Genomic DNA, 17265 nt, shown 5'->3' with positions numbered 1-17265 from the left:
CGCGGCCCCTTTCCCTGAACGGTCGTTGTCAGTCGTTGTCGCCGGGCTCGGAGGGCAGCGGGCCCAGGACGTCCTTGCGGGCCAGCCGGTCCCCCTGGAAGCACAGCCGGTAGAAGGCGCTCATGCCCAGGACGTTGGCGTGGGGGCGGTAGTAGCGGCAGGTCATGCCCGGCGGCTCGGGATGGTGACGGCGGGCGGCGCCCGCGCTGATCCACTGCCGGGGCGGCAGGACCCGTTCCACCGCGGCCCGCTCGGCGCCGATCCGCAGCGCCCGGTAGTCGTGGGGGCTCAGCACCGAGTTCAGGGTGGCGTACACGTAGTAGGCCACCATCACCGCCGACAGGGCGGCCAGCAGCCCGGCCGGGACGGCGATCGCGGTGACCAGGCCGCGCCGCACCCGGCGGCGCGCCCGTGCCAGGCGCCGCGCCGACTCCGACAGCGCCTCCTGTGTCCCGCCGCGCCACGGCGCCCCCGCACCGGACGGGGACGGGGTGTCCGCGGTCTCTCCCGCGTCTCCGGGGTCCGGGGCGGGGCCGTCCCGGTCCTGGGCGTGGCCGGGCGGGGTGAGGGGCAGTTCGGCCCGCACGCGGAAGCCGCCGTCGTCTGTGGGACCGGCGCGCAGGGTGCCGCCCGCCAGCCGCACGCGCTCGTCCAGGCCCGCCAGCCCCCGGCCGCCGCCGCCGTCGGCGGCCGGGCCGGTGGAGGTGGTTCGGGGTGGCGGGGGGCGGTTCACCACCGACACCACCATCGCCTCGCCGGTACGGGCGAGGCTCACGGTGACCGGCGCTCCGGGAGCGTGCTTGGCGGCGTTGGTCAGCGCCTCCTGCACCACGCGGTGCGCGGCCAGCCGCACCATCGGCGCCGGCTCGGGCTCCCCGCCGTCCTCGCCCGCCCCGCTGGGGGGCTCGGGGCCGGTGAGGCGCACCGGGATGCCGGAGGCGTGGGCGCGCTCGACCAGCTCGGCGATGCTCTCCCCCGCCGGCCTGGTCAGCGCCTGCCCGCCCGTGAACGCGGCGGGCGGGTCACCGTCCCGCAGCACACCGATGATCTCCCGCAGGTGCTCGGTGGCCCGGGCGGCGCCCTCGCGCAGCTCGGCCGCCGCGGCGCGATGACGCTCGGCCATCCCCGGCGCCAGCTGCAGCGCGCCGGCCCGCACCGCGATCAGCGCCAGCTCGTGCCCCAGCGAGTCGTGCATGTCCCGCGCGATGCGGGCGCGCTCGCGCAGCCGCTCCCGCTCGGCGGTGATGCGCTGCTGGTGCTCCAGCCACTCGGCCCGTTCCCAGCCCGCGTACACCAGTTCCTGGTACTGCCGCCAGGCCCGGCCCGCCAGCCACGGCAGCACCCCCAGCAGCACCAGGTAGAGGGTGAGCGGGAACCACTCGGTGACCGCGGCGCCACGGGCGATGTTGAACGCCGTGCCGGCCACGCAGATGCCGGTGAACGCCCACAGCACCTGCCGGGCGCCGGCCAGGCGCCGACCGGTCAGATAGGCCATGACCGGGAACCCGAACACGAAGTTGCCGTGCACCGAGCACAGCCCCGCCACGATCAGCAGCGACAGCAGCGGCCGGGCCCGGCCCGCCGCGACCGCCACCGCCAGCACCGCCAGTCCCGCGCCCTGCACCCACCACGCCGGATCCCCCGGCCGCGGCCCCAGCATCCCCAGCGCCACCGGGAACGCCAGCACCGCGTACAGCGCCACGTCCGCGCACACCACGCGCAGCACCGGACGGCCCGGACGGCCCGGACGGGTACCGGCCGTGCCCGCCGATCCGGCGGGGACGGGTTCGGTGGCGCGGCGGGGGCGGGCCGGTGACCAGCGTCGTGGCACGCTCCCGCCGTTCACCCCGCTCACGCACGCCAGGCTACAAGCGGGACGACCCGGCCGATACTGACGAAAGTCAACCCCCGGCCGCCGGGGACCGGGAGGTCAGGGGACGGGGACCTCCACGAAACCCGGCGCGCCACGGCGGGTGCGGGCACGGCCGCCGGTGACCTCCGCCGCCCACGCCTCGAACCCCTCCACCTCCGGCACCGGGACCGCCACGTCCGCCTCCACCGCGTCCGCGTACCGCACATCGCCCGGCACCCGCCCCGCACCGTGCAGATCACCCAGGAACCGGCCCGCCAGCGCGTGCTCCACCCGCACCGTCACCGTCACCACCGGCACCCGCTCCACCACCCCGACCGCGTCCACCGCCTCCGACACCGCCCGCCCGTAGGCGCGCGCCAGCCCGCCCGCGCCCAGCTTCACCCCGCCGAAATACCGCGTCACCACCGCCACCACATCGGTCAGGCCCCGCCGGACCAGCACCTCCAGCATCGGCACCCCCGCCGTGCCCGCCGGCTCCCCGTCATCACCGGACTTGGTGATCTCCCCCAGCTCCCCCACCACGTAGGCGGTGCAGTTGTGGGTGGCGTCGCGGTGCGCGCGGCGGTGCGCGGCGATGAACCGCACCGCCTCGTCCTCCGAGGACGCCCGCGCCAGCGTGCACACGAACCGGGACTTGCGGATCTCCAGCTCGTGCGACCCCGCGTTCCTGATCAGCCGCATGATGGCGCCCGAGTCTAACGCCCGCCCCCGGGCGGCCGCCCCACGGGCGGGACGGCGGTGTCCGGGACGGGGTCAGTGGTGCGGGAACGGCCACGGGTTGGGGCGGCACCCGTACAGCGACTTGGTCTGCTGCACCATCACCGGCGCGCGCATGCCCCGCCCCGGGCAGTACCGGTGACCGTGCCCCAGCGCGTGCCCCACCTCGTGATTGATCAGGTACTCCCGGTAGGCGGCCAGGTCGGCGCCGTACGGGCGGGCACCCTGACCCCACCGCCGCGCGTTGATCACCGAACGGCCGTGGCTGTGGCACGACAGCAGCCCGTCGGTGCGCAGCGGCAGGCACATCCGTTCGGTCATCGCCGGGCTCGACAGCGCCACCCGGAACCGCACCGGCCCGCGGGAGACCCGCGCGAACCGCAGCGCGCCGCCCCGCCCCCAGCCGCGCGGATCGTTCAGCACCCGGTGCACCTGCGCCGCGAACGACCCGGCCGCGAACGGCAGGCCCCGCTCCACCTCCACCGCGTACCGCACCACCCGGCCCGGACCCGGCGGCGCCTGCGCCGACCCCGGCACCACCAGGTAACGGCCCGACGCCGACCACGGAACCCGTACCCGCGGCGGCTGACGCCTGCCGTTGACCACCCCCGCCCGCGCGGCCGCATCCGCGCCCGGCCCGGAACGCGCGGATTCCGCGCCGGAGCCCGCGGGCGTGCCGCCCGGGTGGGCCAGGTGGGCGTGCGTGCGCGCGCCGCCCCTCACCACGGCGTCGCCCGCGGTGCCTGTCCGAGCCCACAGCGCCAGGCCGGCGCCCGCGACGACCGTCACCGCCGCCGCCACGACGGTCACCGCGCCTCCCGGCAGCCTGCGTACGCGGGCCGCCCGTGAGCCGCGATATCCCGTCCAGCCGTGCCGGTGCGGGCGCGTCCACGCCGCCGCCCACGCCCTGCGGCGCCGCCGCCGGTGCCGGCGGCGTCCCGCGGGCCGCGTCGGTGCCGGAACCCGCCCGGGCCTCCTGAGTCGCTGCATTGCTCCCCGCCCCCCGGCCGCGACACCCCTTCTGACCGGCGCATCGCGAAGATCGTCCACGTATCATCACGCATTGTAGCGAGACGATCGCCCAAAGTGACAGTGTTGGGGGAACCGGGGGCAGGGCAGCCGGACCGGACGGCCACGCCGGGCCGGCGGGCAGGGCCGGCGGTCGGGGGGCGGCGGGCAGGGCGGGCCTGCGGGTCAGGCAGGCAGGTCGCCGCCCGCGGAGGCGCCGGAACGCTCGCCGAGCATCGGCAGCACGTCGGCGATGGACGGCACCACATGCGAGGGACGGAACGGGAACCGGTCGATCTCCTCCTTCGACGTCACCCCGCTCAGCACCAGGATCGTCTCCAGCCCGGCCTCCACGCCCGCGACGACATCGGTGTCCATCCGGTCCCCGATCATCGCGGTGCACTCCGAATGGCCGCCCACCCGGTTCAGCGCCGTCCGCATCATCAGCGGGTTCGGCTTGCCGACGAAGTACGGGTCCACCCCCGTCGCACGGGTGATCATCGCGGCGACCGCGCCGCACGCCGGCAGCGACCCCTCCGTGGACGGGCCGATCGGGTCGGGGTTGGTCGCGATGAACCGGGCGCCGCCCTCGATCAGCCGCAGCGCCCGGGTGATCTGCGAGAACGAATAGGTGCGGGTCTCGCCCAGCACCACGTACTCGGGATCGATGTCGGTCAGGATGTACCCGGCCTCGTGCAGCGCCGTGGTCAGCCCCGCCTCACCGATCACGTACGCCGACCCCTCGGGGCGCTGGTCGGACAGGAACTGCGCGGTCGCCAGCGCGGAGGTCCAGATCGACTCGACCGGCACGACCAGGCCCATCGAGGCCAGCCGGGCCGACAGGTCCCGCGGCGTGTAGATCGAGTTGTTGGTCAGGACGAGGAACGGCGTGCCCGACCGCGACAGCCGGGTGATGAACTCCTCGGCCCCCGGGATCGGACGGCCCTCGTGCACCAGGACCCCGTCCATGTCCGACAGCCAGTACTCGATCGGCTTGCGCTCGGTCATGCCCCCCATTCTCGCAGCACCACGGGCCCGCCCCGGCCCGCCTCACCCCCGGCCTCACCCCGGTCTCGGCGGGCCCCGCGGCCGGGCGGGGCCGGGCCGCCCGGGTTCACCACCCGTACCCGCACCGGAAACACCGCGTTGACCTGACGGGCGGCGCCGCCATACATTCCCCACGAGACCGGCCGAACCGGGTTCGGGACCACCCGGGTCCCGTCGCGGCGGACGGTAGGGAGGTCGCGTGTGAAGAGCGTCGCCGAGGTACGCAAGGCCCTGACAGCCCCCGGGCAGCTGTTCGAGCTCGACGAGATCGACATCCGCGGCGTGCGCACCAGAGTCTGGAAGCACGCCCCGACCAGCCTGCGCGACATCCTGGAGCTGTCCCGCGGCCACGGCGAGACCGACTACCTCGTCTACGAGGACGACCGGCTCACCTTCGCCGGGCACTACGCCCACGCCGCCACCTTCGCCCACCGCCTCATCGACCACTACGGCGTCGCCAAGGGCGACCGCGTCGCCATCGCCATGCGCAACTTCCCCGAATGGTCGGTGGCGTTCTTCGGCGCCGCCATCGCCGGCGCCGTCGTCGTCCCCCTCAACGCCTGGTGGACCGCCCACGAACTGGAGTACGGCCTCACCGACAGCGGCGCCAAGGTGCTGGTCGCCGACGCCCAGCGCGCCGAACGGCTCGCCGAGGCCCTGCCCCGCCTGGGCGTGCCCGCCATCGTCGCCCGCCCCGGCACCGGCGGCGCGCGGGACCTGCCGCCCGGCGCCCGCGCCTGGCAGGACGTGCTCGGCGACGTCGACCCCGCCACCACCCCGCCGCAGGTGCCCCTGGACCCCGAGGACGACGCCACCATCTTCTACACCTCCGGCACCACCGGCCGTCCCAAAGGCGCCCTGGGCACCCACCGCAACATCGCCGGCAACCCCGTCAGCCTCGCCTACGGCATCGCCTCCGCCGAGGTCCGCGGCGGGCGCGACATCACCGACCTGCTCGCGCCCCAGCGCCGCGTCACCCTGCTGTCGGTGCCGTTCTTCCACGCCACCGGCTGCCACTCGGTACTGGTCACCAGCGCCCTGCAAGGCGGCACCGTGGTGCTGATGTACAAGTGGGACGTTCAGGAGGCGCTGCGGCTCATCGAACGCGAGGGCGTCACCGGGTTCGGCGGCGTGCCCACCATGGCCTGGCAGGTCCTCACCTCCCCCGACTTCGACAAGTACGACACCTCCAGCCTCACCGGCGTCAGCTTCGGCGGCGCCCCCGCACCCCCTACCCTCGTCGACAAGATCAAGGAGCGGCTGCCCGCCCGCACCCCCGGCAACGGCTACGGCCTCACCGAGACCTCCTCGGTCACCACCTACAACGCCGGCGCCGGCTACATCGAACGCCCCGACAGCGTCGGCCCGCCCGTCGCGGTCTGCGACGTGCGCGTCGTCGACCCCGCCACCGGCGAGGACCTGCCCACCGGGCAGGTCGGCGAGCTGCTCATCAAAGGCCCCAACGTCATCAAGGGGTACTGGGGGCGGCCCGAGGACACCGCCCGCGCCTTCGTCGACGGCTGGTTCCACAGCGGCGACCTGGCCCGCCTCGACGACGACGGCTTCGTCTACATCGTCGACCGCGCCAAGGACATGCTCATCCGCGGCGGCGAGAACATCTACTGCGCCGAGGTCGAGGCCGCCCTGTACGAGCACCCCGCCGTCGCCGACTGCGGCGTCATCGGCGTCCCCCACGACGTGCTCGGCGAAGAGGTCGGCGCCGTCGTGCGGCTGCGGCCGGGCGCCACCGCCACCGCCGACGAGCTGCGCGCCTTCCTGCGCGAACGGATCGCCGCCTTCAAGGTGCCCGCGCACGTGTGGTTCCGCGAGGAGGACCTGCCGCGCAACCCCGGCGGCAAGCTCCTGAAAACCCAGCTGCGCGCCGAACTGCTCCCCTGAGCAGCGGCCCGGCCGCGCCCACCGGCCGTGCCCGGCGGCCGTGCCCGGCGCCCGCGCGCGTTCCCGTGCCGCGGGTACTTGATCACGCCGCTAAGGTGGGGCGGGTGAGTGACAACCCAACCCGTCCTGGAACGACCATCGGGCAGCTCGCGCCGCCCGAGCTTGCGCCCGGTCCCGGCTACAGCCATGTCGTCACCGCCGACCCGCCCCACCGCCTGGTCGTCATCAGCGGCCAGATCGCGCTGGACTCCTCCGGCGAGCTCGTCGGCCCCGGCGACCTGGCCGCCCAGACCCGGCAGGTGTTCACCAACCTGCGGCACGCCCTCGCCGCCGCCGGCGCCGGCTGGGAACACGTGCTCAAGCTGAGCTACTTCGTCCGCGACGTCACCCAGGTCCCCCTCGTGCGCGCCGTGCGGGACGAGTTCCTGCCCGACGGCGTCCGCCCCGCCAGCACCCTGGTCGAGGTGTCCGCGCTGTTCCGCGACGACCTGCTCATCGAGGTCGAGGCGCTCGCCGCCGTCCCCACCTGAACCACCCCGCCCACCTGAACCCGCCCACCTGAGAACCCGCCCCGAAGGCGGGCAGCGGGCACGCGCAACAGGGCCCCGAGGGAGGACTTCTCCCCGGGGCCCTGGCATGGCCCGGCATGGCCCGGCGCGGCACCGGCCGCGGCCGCGCTCAGACGTTCACGCTCAGACGTTCACGCCGAAATCGGAGGCGATACCGGCCAGGCCGGAGGCGTAACCCTGCCCGACCGCGCGGAACTTCCACTCCGCGCCGTGCCGGTACAGCTCGCCGAACACCATCGCGGTCTCGGTCGAGGCGTCCTCGCTCAGGTCGTACCGGGCGATCTCGCTGTTGTCGGCCTGGTTGACGATCCGGATGAAGGCGTTGCGGACCTGGCCGAAGCTCTGCTGCCGGTTGTCGGCGTCATAGATCGACACCGGGAACACGATCTTGGCGACCTCGGCGGGAACCGCCGCCAGGTTCACCTTGATCTGCTCGTCGTCGCCCTCGCCCTCGCCGGTCAGGTTGTCACCGGTGTGCTCCACCGTCCCGTCCGGGCTCTTGAGGTTGTTGAAGAACACGAAGTGCTTGTCCGACAGGACCTTGTTCTCCGCCGAGCACAGCAGGGCGCTGGCGTCCAGGTCGAAGTCGCTTCCGGTCGTGGTCCGCACGTCCCAGCCCAGACCCACCACGACCGCGGTCAGTCCGGGAGCCTCCTTCGTCAACGAGACGTTGCCGCCCTTGCTCAGACTGACTCCCACTGTGTCTACCTCCGTATCGCGTCCGCGCGGACGCCTGTCACCCGTACGGTCTGTCACGAGAACCTGTAACGAGAACGGTAGTCAACCGGTGCCGGTTCCCACCGCCCACGCCGCCGGTCGGCGTGCCGCATCCGCCTCCGCACACGGTAGGGGAAAACCGCGCCGCGCACGGCCGAACCACGCCTCATAGGCCCCCGATTCACCCGCCCCCCGCGCCGTGCGCGCCGGGGACGAACGCGCCCGGCGCGGTGATCTCCGCGGGCAGCTCGAACGCGGCGGCCAGCCGCCCCGCGTGCGGCGCCAGCGCGCCGGCCACCCGGCCCCGCAGCTCCCACACCCGGTCCAGCGTCCCGGGCGCCACCACCCCCTCGTTCAGCAGCCGCCCGCCGCGCCGGTCCATCCACCCCAGCGCGTACAGGCGCAGCACATCGCCCAGCGCCCCCTCCGGCACGTCAACCGGCGCGTCCGGACCGCCGCCTCCCGGGGCGGCGCCGGTGAGGATCTCCAGGACGAGACGGTCCGCGCACGCCTCGGCGGTGCGGGCGGCCAGGGTCAGGTTGGCGTTCCAGGCGGCGAACCCGTCCAGCCCCGCCCGTCGCGCGGCCTCCACCCGGCCCGCCAGGCGCGCCCGCATCCGCTCCTCGCACGCGGCGGCCGCCCCCAGCCACACCGGCGGCGACAGCAGGTCCCCGCCGTCCGGCGGCGGGGCCTGCCACCGCGGCGGCCGGTAGCCGTCCAGGCCGGCCATGGCCCGCGCCGTGTCGAACAGGATCAGGTCGTTGTCGCCGCCGGCGTTCAGATAGGCGTGCGTCAGGCCCCGGTAGGCGTTGAGCCGGTCGGTGCCGGTCAACCCCGGCGCGCCGCAATGCGTCCGGCACAGCGACACCGTGGCGTCCGCCTCCGCCGTCGCCGCCGCCTTCAGCAACGCCAGGTCCCGGTCCACCGCCGACCACGGCGCCCACGCCGTGACCGGCCCCGCGCCACCCTCCGGGTCCGGGGCCGGGTGCGGGTCCGCGGCGGTGCGCGAGCCCTTGACGTGCCAGGCCACCGCCGTCAGCGCGTACGCCGAGGCCAGCGCCGACAGCACCGCCTCGCGCTGGTTGCCGTAGTCGGTGAGGGGACGCAGCGGGGCCAGCCGCCCCAGCGTGACACGGCCCGCCGAATGCGCCAGCAGCGTCGCCGCCGAGGCCCGCGTGACCGCCGCCATCGCCGAGATCACCGCCCGCCACACCGCGGGCGCGATCCCCATCGACCGCGTCAGCCGCCGCGCCGCGTCCCCCGCCGGATCGTGGAAGGACCCGTCCGGCCCCAGCGACGCGCCGTCGCTCAGCCACGCCTCCCGCGGCACCCGCACCCCCTCCAGCCGCACCGCCGCGTAGTCCACCGGCAAACCCGTGGTGTCGGGCGCCGGCAGGATCCGCACACCCGGCGGCGGCGCCCCGTCCGGGCCGCGCAGCGGCACCACGAACACGAACACCCCCCGCTCGGCGCCCTGATGCACCAGCGTCGCGTACACCGCGGCGGTCTTGGGCACCAGCGGATGCGCGGTGTTGGTCGGGAACTTCACCGCCCGCGCGTCCGGGGTGTCCAGCACGAACTCCCCCGCCGCCGCGTCGTAGCGGGCCACCGTGCGCGGCGACAGATGGCTGTTGCTGCGGCCCAGCTCGGTCATCAGCAGCGTCCCGAACGAGGCCATCGACTCCAGATCCGCGCGCCGGCGCTCAGGGCCCGCACCCGGCGCGCCCAGCCGCAGGATCGGGCCCAGCGCCAGCGTGTAGTGCAGCAGCATCACATGGAACAGGGCGGGATCGGCGACCGCCGCGCGTTCCAGCAGCGCGCACAGCGCGGGCGGGTCGGCCAGCAGCTCGGCCGCCGGCGGCGCGCTCCTCCCCGCCTCCCGCAGCCGCCGGTAGGTCAGCGCCTGGCGCTCACGCGGCGCCAGCCCGTCCGGATAGGCGAAGAACGCGCCCGGCACCGCCCGCGCCGCCATCGCCCCCGCCCCGCCGTCCGGGGCCGGGCCGCGCACGAACCGCAGCAGATCCGGACCGGCGACCGAACCGGAAACGTCCATCTCCGCGCTCCCTCCGCGCTCCCTCCGCACCCCTGCGCGCCCCTGCGCGCCCTTGCCGCGGGTGCTCTCCTCGCTGAACCGGCGGGACGGGTCAGGCGCCGGCGGGGCGGCCCCCGGCCGCCGCGGCACGGCGGGGACGCGGCGGCAGCGGCACCAGCGTCCGCGCGCCCGGCACGCACAGCCGCGCGCACTGGCACAGCGCGTCACCCGCGCCCGCCTCCGCGAACACCGACGCGCCCGCCGCGTGCACCGCCCGCAGCGTCTCCGGCAGCGACACCGGCCGCACGATGCACTCGGCCAGCGCGCGATGCAGATCGTCCCCGTCCCGGTAGGCGCGGCCCCGCACCGGGGAATGCACCGCCACCCGCAGCGGGCGCTGCGGGAACCGCCGGATCAGCCCGTACCACTCGCGGTCGGCGCCCGCCATCGCCGGATGGTGCGACAGGTTGGGCACCGCCAGCCGCACCGCCCGCACCCCCGCCCGCCGCCCGGCCTCCAGCACCCGCTCCAACGGACCCGACGGGCCGCTGACCACCGTCACCGACGGCGCGTTACGGCAGGCCACCACCACCCGCCCCGCCGCGCCCGCCGCCGCGATCAGCTCCGCCGCCCCGCCCTCATCGGCCGCCACCAGGCCCATCCCGCCACCGGCGCCGTACCGGGCCAGCACCCGCACCAGGCTCGCGGCCATCACCGCGCCCTCACCCACGGTGAACACCCCCGCGCACACCATCGCCGGGAGCTCACCGAAACTCTGCCCCACCGCGAAACCGGGCTCGACCCCCGCCGCCCGCAGCACCCGCTCCACCGCCACCGACACGGTGTAGGAGGCCATCTGCGGAACGCCCGGCACATCCGCGACCGTGCGGAACTCCTCCGGCTCCTCCAGCAGGACCCGCCGCATCGACGGCCACCGCGGCGCGTCCTCCCCGCCCGGCCCGGCAACCGTGTGGTGGAGGGCCTCCTCGACGGCGTCCGCCACCTCCTCCACCAGCGCCGGAGCGGACGGGTGCGCGCCCGCCAGCGCCCGCAGATCCGGGACGCCCGACGAGCCGGTGCCGGGGAAGAGGAAGGCGGCGCCGGAACCGGCGTGCTCCCGCCAGGCGGAGGAAAGGGACACCGGAGTCTCCTTACCTGAAGGTGAAAAGACCTTCCGTGGAGTTAATGTGCGCCTTACTCCGAATGAGGGAAAGTTTCTTCTGTTCGGATTATTCACGCGCCCGATCGGCCTGACAACCGTCCGCGACCCCGGCGAGCACCGATCGGCCACCCCCGGCCGGGGGCACGCAAGGTCAGGCGCGGGAGGCGGCCAGGCGCAGGCCCAGACCGATCATCGCCGTGCCCGTCAGCCCGTCGATGGCGCGGCGGACCCGGTCACGCGCCATCACCCGGCGCAGCGCGCCCACCACGTTGGCGACCAGCAGGAACCACACGCCCGCCACGGCCGCGGCCACCGCCGACAGCAGCAGCGTGTCGGTGACCGCCGGATGCCCGCCCAGGAACTGGGGCATCAGCGCGACGAAGAACACCGCCGCCTTCGGGTTCAGCGCGTTGCACAGCAGCCCCTGCCGGAACGCCGTCCACGGCCAGGGGGACGCGGCCCCGCCGCCACCGGTCTCGCCCGTGTCGTCGGTGTCGCCGGGGGTGCGCCTGGCCGCCGCCCGCAGCGACCGCACCCCCAGGAAGAGCAGGTACACCGCGCCGACGATCTTGACGACGGTGAACGCGGTGGCCGAGGCGGCCAGCAGCGCCGCCACCCCCAGCGCGGCGGTCACCGCCCACATCAGCACCCCGGCGGCGACGCCCAGCGCGGTCGCCGTCCCGCCGCGCCGCCCGCCCACGGCCGCGTGCCGCACCACCAGCGCGAAGTCCGGCCCGGGTGACATCGCGCCCAGGCACATCGTCACCGCGAACGCCGCCAGATGCTCCGCTCCCACCGCCGCACCCCTCCAGGCCCCGGTGCACGTCCCGTGGCGCCCAGATTATCGGGAAACGGGCGGGTTCACCGGGCAACGCGCGATCCGGGGTCAGGGGCGGGCGACGACGCGGCCCGACAGCAGCTCCACCGCACGGTCCACCTCCTCCTCGGTGGTGTAGAGGTGGAAGCCGCAGCGCAGCCGCCCGGCCCGCATCGACGCCGCCACCCCGGCCCCGGCCAGCACCTCGGCCGTCCCCTCGGCCACCGGCACCGACACGATCGCCGACTCCCCCGGCGGCAGGCCCAGGCCCGCGCGGAACCGGTCCGCCATCGCCACGTTGTGCCGGTGGATCGCCGGCACGCCCACCCGCCCCAGCAGCTCCAGCGCCGGGGCCAGGCCCATCCAGCTCTGCCAGGCCGGGGACAGGTCCAGGCGCCGCGCGTCGGCGGCCAGCCGCAGCGGCGCCCCGTACACCGACTCCCACACCCGCTCGCCCGCGTACCAGCCCGCGCACAGCGCCGGCAGCGCCGCCAGCGCCTCGCTCGAGCCGGCCAGGAAACAGGTGCCGCGCGGGCTCAGCAGCCACTTGTAGGCGCCGCACACCAGCAGGTCCACGCGGTCGGCCGGCAGCGGCAGCCACCCGGCGGCCTGCGTCGCGTCCAGCAGGATCCGCGCCCCGTGCGCCCGCGCCGCGCCGATCAGGTCCTCCATCGGCGCGATCCGCCCGTCGGCCGACTGCACCGCCGACACCGCCACCAGGTCCACGCCCGGCTCCACCCGCTCGGCGATCCGCTCCAGCGGAACCGACCGCACCACCAGGTCACCGGCCCGCTCGGCGCGCTCCAGGAACGGGAACAGCAGCGAGGTGAAGTCGCCGTCGGCCACCAGCACCCTCGAGCCCGGCCGCAGCGACGCCGCCACCAGGCCCACGAAGTAGGACACCTGCGGCCCGATCGCGACCCGCTCGGGCGGCACGCCCATCAGCCGCCCGAACGCCGCCCGCGACCGCTCCACCGCCTCACCGGCGTCGGCCGTGCTCATCCGCCCGGTCACGCGGTCCCGCTCGGAGGCCAGCATCGCCTCGTGCGCGGCGCGCGGCGGCAGCCCGTAGGTGGGGGTGTCGAGATAGGCGACACCGGCGCGGAACTGGGCCCGCGCCTCCTCGATCGCAAGCCGCTCCCCGGCGGCGGTGAAGACGGTCATAGCCCCGATCATCGGCGACACCGCACCCATAAGGCAAAGTACTGTCTTCTGGATCGAACCCAAACATTCTTGATAGCTTGGGGGCGTGTTCGACCTGAACCGGGCACGGATCCTGCGCGAGGTCGGACGGCTGGGCTCCATGACCGCCGCCGCGCGGGCCCTGTCCTACACCCAGCCCGCCATCTCCCACCACATCGCCCGGCTGGAAACCGAGGCCGGCACGCCCCTGGTCGTCCGGCACGGACGGGGCGTCCGCCTCACCGAGGCGGGACGGATCCTGGCCGACCGCGCCGGGGAGGTCATCGCGCTCATGGAGGAGGCCGGCGAGCGCGTCGCCGCCATCGCCGGGCTGCGCGCCGGCCGGGTCCGCGTCGCGATGTTCCCCACCGCCACCGCCGCGTTCCTGCCCGACGCGCTGGACGCGCTGCGCACCCGCGCGCCCGGCGTGGTGGTCTCCCTCACCGAGGCCGAACCCGACCAGGCGCTGCGGATCCTGCGCGAGGGCGACGCCGACCTGGCCGTCGTGTTCACCTACCCGCACGCCCCCGCCGACGCCGACGCGGGGCTGCGCCGCATCCCGCTGCGCGAGGAGCCCGTGCGCCTGGCGGTGCCCGCCGGCCACGCCCTGGCCCGATCCCCCGGCCCCGTCACGCTGCCCGCCCTGGCCGGGGAGACCTGGGCGTCGGGATGCGAGCGGTGCCGCGGGCACCTGCTGCGCACCTGCGCGCAGGCCGGGTTCAGCCCGCGCATCGCCTACTCCACCGACGACCACATCGCCGTCCAGCGGCTGGTCTCCCGCGGCCTGGCCGTCACCGCCCTGCCCGCGCTGGCCTTCGACCTGCACCACGAACCCGGCGTCGCGCTGCCACCCTGCCCGGACCTGGGCGGACGCCGCATCAGCGCGCTCGTCCCCGACGGGCCGACACCGCCCGCCACCGCCGCGCTCCTGGACGAGATCGCCGCCGTCGCCGCCGGCCCTCCGCGGGCCGGCGGCGACACCGATCAGAGCGCATCGGCCACCCGTCAGGGCACCGGGGGGACGGTCACAGGCGCCGCCACGGCCCCGTGATGGCGAAGGTCGTGGTCGGCTCGTAGACGTTGAGGAACATGGTGCGGCCGTCCGGGGAGAACGTCACCCCCGCGAACTCGCCCCACTCCGGCTCCCGCTCGGTGCCGATGTTCTGCCGGTTGCGGGCCATCGGGTACACCTCGCGGCCCCGCGTCACACCGAACACGAACTGCGCGCCGCCGCCGTCCTCGCACACCATCAGACCGCCCTGCGGGGCCAGCGCGATGTTGTCGGGCGACTCCCCCACCGTGTCCGTGCCGGTGCCCGGCCCGAACACGATCACCAGCGTGAGCCGGCCGCCGCGCGGCTCATAGGACCACACCTGCCCGAAATGGTCGGCGCCCGACCCCTCGCCGGCGCGCGCGAAACTGCTGACGAAGTAGACCCGGTCGCCGCCCCAGTAGCAGCCCTCCAGCTTCTGCGCGTGGGTGATGCCGGCCCGCCCGAAGTCCTGGAACCGGATCGGGGTCCGCGCGGCCGGCGGATCGGGCACCCGCACCCACTGCACCCGGTCGAACACCGTGCCGGGCTCCTGCACCACCGACAGGTCCGGCACCCCCGGCACCCGCATCGCCTCCAGCCGCCCGCCGGCGCGCAGGCTGCCGAACCCGCCCTTGGGCCGCCGCGGCAGGAACCGGTAGAACAGCCCGAACGGCCACTCGAAGGCGTCCTCGGTCTCGTACACCACGCCGTCGCGCGGGTCGATCGCCACCGCCTCGTGCTGGAACCGCCCCATCGCCGTCAGCGGCACCGGCCCGGTCCGCCCCGGGCGGTACGGGTCCACCTCGAACACGAACCCGTGGTCCCTGGTGTAGCCGTTGGTGCCCGCCGTGTCCTCGGTCTCCTCGCACGTCAGCCAGGTGTTCCACGGGGTGGGGCCGCCCGCGCAGTTGACCGCGGTCCCGGCGATGGCCACCCGCTCGGTGTGCACCCGCCCGTCCGCGCCGACCTCCAGGGCCGTGCAGCCGCCCAGGCCCTCCGGGTCATAGGTCAGCCCGTCGATCGCCGGGACCCGGTTCACGGCGTCGGGACGGTTCTCGTGGTTGCGCACCAGCCACACCCGGCCGTGGCCGCCGGGGAACGCCGCCATGCCGTCGGCGTGGCTGGGCACCGGCCCCTGCCCCGACCTCAGCGGCTCGCCCTCGCGCGACAGGATCCGGTACCGGAACCCCCGGGGCAGGTCCAGGACACCGCGCGGATCGGGCACCAGCGGGCCGTACCCGGCCGCCCCTCCCACCACGGCGGCGGCGCCACTGCCCGCGAACAACTGGTCCACGGCACCGGCGAACGCGATCCCCGCCCCGACCGTGGCGGCCCCGCCCGCGAGGACCTGACGTCGTGTGACAGCCATGACCCTTCCTTGCGCAGGAGATGTGACAGCCAAGTGTGCGCACGGGCCGTTCCGCTTGGGAACCACCGCAACCACAATTTTTGATCATGATGTGAAGGCGGGCCGCCCACCTGCGCCGGAACCGCGCCGGCGGCCGCACACCCCGTCCAGAGGCGCGACGATCGCCGACTTTGGTCTATCCGCCGTGGCACATGGGCCGATGCCCGGCGCCCGCACGGCCGGGCATCGTGGACCGCACGCCACCACAGGACACGTATCCGTCCACGTCACGGGGGAGTTCGATGGCCGACACCGCCCAGGAACGCTGGGTGCTGGAACACGACGGGCACCGCCTGGAAGTGGAAGGCCCGCGGTCGCGCGCCACCCGGCGCCTCCGGCTGTTCGTCGACGGCGAGGAGGTCGCCGAGCGGGAGGTCGCCGGCAGGAAGACCACCAGGATCACCCACGAGGACACCACCGTCCGCGCCGAGTGGGACCGCCTCGGGAACCTCGCCGTCGTCGCCCTCCTGCCCGGCGGCATCAAGGACCTGGTCACCGGGGGCGGGGAGATCTGGTTCACCCCGCCCCCGGGCAGCCGCGCCGAACGCCGCGAACGCTTCGCGCGCCGCCACCCCCGCCTGTTCGCGGCCCGGCACGTCGCCGCCGCCGTCGCCAAGGTGCTGCTGCCGCTGCTGGGCCTCGCCGGGCTCATCCGGATCCCCAGGCCCGACATCGACCTGCCCGCGCTCGACCTGCCGGACCTCGGCCTGCCGCGCCTGCGGCGGCCCCGCATCCCCTGGCCGGACATCGACCTGTCCTGGCTGCCCGACCTCGCCCTGCCCGGCTGGGTCCAGGCGATCGTGCGGTCGGCCAAGTACTGGGGCCCGGTCCTGGCCGCCGTCGTCATCGCCTTCCGCGAGTACGAGCGGCGCAAGAAGCAGCGGGAAAGACAACAGGAAAGGCAGAGGCAGAAGCGGGAGGAGAACGCCGCGCGGCGGCCCGAATAGGCGGGCCCCGGCGCGGGCCTCTCAGCCCGAGCGGCGCGCCACCAGCAGCTCCAGGCCGTCCAGCAGCCGTTCCCTCCCGAAGGCGAAGTCGGCGTCGGGGTCGTCCACGGCCCACTCGAACACGCCCTCGTCCAGCAGGGCGTGCAGCTCGGGGAAGCGCTCGGCGTCGGTGAGCGTGGCCAGCAGCGCCCCGTAGCCGCGCAGCACCTCCGCCTCGGAGGCCGAGGCGGCCCGCCACGCGGCCTGCAGGTCGTGCTGAAGCGTGACGTCCGAGCGGACGTAGGTGCTCAGCAGCATCAGCGCCGACAGGCGCTCACCCCCCGACAGGCCCATGCCGCGCATCGCGCGCAGCCCCGCCTCCATCCACCGCACGTTGTTGGGCATGGTCGGCGGCCCGGTGATGGGCACGCGCAGGATCCACGGGTGCTGCGCCAGCGCCGCGCGCATCGCCGACATCCAGGCCCCCAGCGCCGCCCGCCACCCGTGCTCGCCGGCGTCCGGCAGCGGCGGGGGCGGGCCGAACACCTCGTCCATCATCAGCGTCAGCAGGTCGTTCTTGGACGGGACGTACCGGTACAGGGCCATCGGCGACACGCCCAGCTCGGAGGCCACCCGGCTCATCGACACCGCCTCCAGGCCCTCGGCCGACCCGACCCGCACCGCCGCCTCGACGACCGCCCGCAGCGTCAGCGCGCGCTTGGGCCCCTTGCCGGGCCGCTCGCGCAGCCCCCACGCGAGCTCGATGCCCTCGGGCAGGCCCGTGCCGCCGCTCTCGCTCGTCCCCATCACCTCTCCGGGTTGACCTCGCCTCCCCCCATGTGTATAGCCTACGCAGTACAGCGTAGGCCATAAAC

General features: G+C 75.2%; 15 protein-coding genes. 4 read left to right on the top strand and 11 right to left on the bottom strand.

What is annotated here, in order from left to right; translation table 11 throughout:
* Nucleotides 1–28: 28 nt before the first annotated feature.
* The 4 genes from ACGWYJ_RS17885 to ACGWYJ_RS17870 form a co-directional block, all read right to left on the bottom strand.
* Nucleotides 29–1855 (bottom strand): sensor histidine kinase, encoded by a 1827-nt coding sequence (locus ACGWYJ_RS17885; RefSeq protein WP_395107152.1) that lies wholly within the window; start codon nt 1853–1855, stop codon nt 29–31.
* A gap of 75 nt (nt 1856–1930) precedes the next feature.
* Entirely contained in the window at nt 1931–2554 is a 624-nt protein-coding gene (locus ACGWYJ_RS17880; RefSeq protein ID WP_395107150.1) for a YigZ family protein, read from the bottom strand.
* Between the two features lie 72 nt (nt 2555–2626).
* Nucleotides 2627–3580 carry a DUF3152 domain-containing protein gene (locus ACGWYJ_RS17875; protein WP_395107148.1) on the bottom strand — a complete coding sequence of 318 codons (954 nt, stop codon included), beginning with the start codon at nt 3578–3580 and terminating at the stop codon, nt 2627–2629.
* Nucleotides 3581–3784: 204 nt separating this feature from the next.
* A complete protein-coding gene (locus tag ACGWYJ_RS17870) occupies nt 3785–4606 on the bottom strand; it encodes an HAD-IIA family hydrolase (protein ID WP_395107147.1) in 822 nt (273 codons plus the stop codon).
* A 240-nt stretch (nt 4607–4846) separates the two neighbouring features.
* Here ACGWYJ_RS17870 and ACGWYJ_RS17865 point away from each other — a divergent pair, with 240 nt between their 5' ends.
* Together ACGWYJ_RS17865 and ACGWYJ_RS17860 are read left to right on the top strand one after the other, a co-directional pair.
* Nucleotides 4847–6544 carry a class I adenylate-forming enzyme family protein gene (locus ACGWYJ_RS17865; protein WP_395107146.1) on the top strand — a complete coding sequence of 566 codons (1698 nt, stop codon included), beginning with the start codon at nt 4847–4849 and terminating at the stop codon, nt 6542–6544.
* Nucleotides 6545–6648: 104 nt separating this feature from the next.
* Nucleotides 6649–7074 carry a RidA family protein gene (locus tag ACGWYJ_RS17860; RefSeq protein ID WP_395107145.1) on the top strand — a complete coding sequence of 142 codons (426 nt, stop codon included), beginning with the start codon at nt 6649–6651 and terminating at the stop codon, nt 7072–7074.
* A gap of 162 nt (nt 7075–7236) precedes the next feature.
* Here ACGWYJ_RS17860 and ACGWYJ_RS17855 read toward each other — a convergent pair whose 3' ends face one another.
* The 5 genes from ACGWYJ_RS17855 to ACGWYJ_RS17835 form a co-directional block, all read right to left on the bottom strand.
* Nucleotides 7237–7812, bottom strand: coding sequence for a TerD family protein (locus tag ACGWYJ_RS17855; RefSeq protein WP_285693812.1), 576 nt, complete (start codon nt 7810–7812; stop codon nt 7237–7239).
* Between the two features lie 199 nt (nt 7813–8011).
* Entirely contained in the window at nt 8012–9883 is a 1872-nt protein-coding gene (locus ACGWYJ_RS17850; RefSeq protein ID WP_395107143.1) for a hypothetical protein, read from the bottom strand.
* Nucleotides 9884–9974: 91 nt separating this feature from the next.
* Nucleotides 9975–11003 carry an ACP S-malonyltransferase gene (locus ACGWYJ_RS17845; RefSeq protein ID WP_395107142.1) on the bottom strand — a complete coding sequence of 343 codons (1029 nt, stop codon included), beginning with the start codon at nt 11001–11003 and terminating at the stop codon, nt 9975–9977.
* Nucleotides 11004–11175: 172 nt separating this feature from the next.
* Nucleotides 11176–11820 carry a LysE family translocator gene (locus ACGWYJ_RS17840; protein WP_395107141.1) on the bottom strand — a complete coding sequence of 215 codons (645 nt, stop codon included), beginning with the start codon at nt 11818–11820 and terminating at the stop codon, nt 11176–11178.
* A gap of 90 nt (nt 11821–11910) precedes the next feature.
* Nucleotides 11911–13005 carry an aminotransferase class V-fold PLP-dependent enzyme gene (locus tag ACGWYJ_RS17835; RefSeq protein ID WP_395107140.1) on the bottom strand — a complete coding sequence of 365 codons (1095 nt, stop codon included), beginning with the start codon at nt 13003–13005 and terminating at the stop codon, nt 11911–11913.
* An 85-nt stretch (nt 13006–13090) separates the two neighbouring features.
* Between ACGWYJ_RS17835 and ACGWYJ_RS17830 the strand changes: the two genes are divergently transcribed.
* Nucleotides 13091–14074, top strand: a complete 984-nt coding sequence (locus ACGWYJ_RS17830) for a LysR family transcriptional regulator (protein WP_395107138.1) — start codon at nt 13091–13093, stop codon at nt 14072–14074.
* Here ACGWYJ_RS17830 and ACGWYJ_RS17825 read toward each other — a convergent pair.
* Nucleotides 14049–15425, bottom strand: a complete 1377-nt coding sequence (locus ACGWYJ_RS17825) for an alkaline phosphatase PhoX (RefSeq protein WP_395107137.1) — start codon at nt 15423–15425, stop codon at nt 14049–14051. The genes ACGWYJ_RS17830 and ACGWYJ_RS17825 overlap by 26 nt on opposite strands.
* A 281-nt stretch (nt 15426–15706) precedes the next feature.
* Here ACGWYJ_RS17825 and ACGWYJ_RS17820 point away from each other — a divergent pair, with 281 nt between their 5' ends.
* The gene (locus ACGWYJ_RS17820; protein ID WP_395107136.1) at nt 15707–16411 is read left to right on the top strand and encodes a hypothetical protein; all 705 of its coding nucleotides are present in this window, start codon (nt 15707–15709) and stop codon (nt 16409–16411) included.
* 21 nt (nt 16412–16432) lie between these two features.
* Here the strand turns inward: ACGWYJ_RS17820 and ACGWYJ_RS17815 are convergent, their stop codons facing one another.
* On the bottom strand, nt 16433–17197 hold the full coding sequence (locus ACGWYJ_RS17815; RefSeq protein WP_395107134.1) for a TetR/AcrR family transcriptional regulator: 765 nt from the start codon (nt 17195–17197) through the stop codon (nt 16433–16435).
* Between the last annotated feature and the right edge of the window lie 68 nt (nt 17198–17265).

Source organism: Actinomadura sp. SCN-SB, assembly GCF_043906805.1.
Lineage (GTDB): Bacteria > Actinomycetota > Actinomycetes > Streptosporangiales > Streptosporangiaceae > Spirillospora.
This window is presented reverse-complemented; position numbering and strand designations above follow the sequence as displayed.

Bases quoted from the DNA above. Each gene is read 5' to 3' on its own strand.
- ACGWYJ_RS17815 (WP_395107134.1), bottom strand. From the start codon at position 17,197: ATGGGGACGAGCGAGAGCGGCGGCACGGGCCTGCCCGAGGGCATCGAG.
- ACGWYJ_RS17875 (WP_395107148.1), bottom strand. From the start codon at position 3,580: ATGCAGCGACTCAGGAGGCCCGGGCGGGTTCCGGCACCGACGCGGCCC.
- ACGWYJ_RS17820 (WP_395107136.1), top strand. From the start codon at position 15,707: ATGGCCGACACCGCCCAGGAACGCTGGGTGCTGGAACACGACGGGCAC.
- ACGWYJ_RS17870 (WP_395107147.1), bottom strand. From the start codon at position 4,606: ATGACCGAGCGCAAGCCGATCGAGTACTGGCTGTCGGACATGGACGGG.
- ACGWYJ_RS17850 (WP_395107143.1), bottom strand. From the start codon at position 9,883: ATGGACGTTTCCGGTTCGGTCGCCGGTCCGGATCTGCTGCGGTTCGTG.
- ACGWYJ_RS17880 (WP_395107150.1), bottom strand. From the start codon at position 2,554: ATGCGGCTGATCAGGAACGCGGGGTCGCACGAGCTGGAGATCCGCAAG.
- ACGWYJ_RS17825 (WP_395107137.1), bottom strand. From the start codon at position 15,425: ATGGCTGTCACACGACGTCAGGTCCTCGCGGGCGGGGCCGCCACGGTC.
- ACGWYJ_RS17835 (WP_395107140.1), bottom strand. From the start codon at position 13,005: ATGACCGTCTTCACCGCCGCCGGGGAGCGGCTTGCGATCGAGGAGGCG.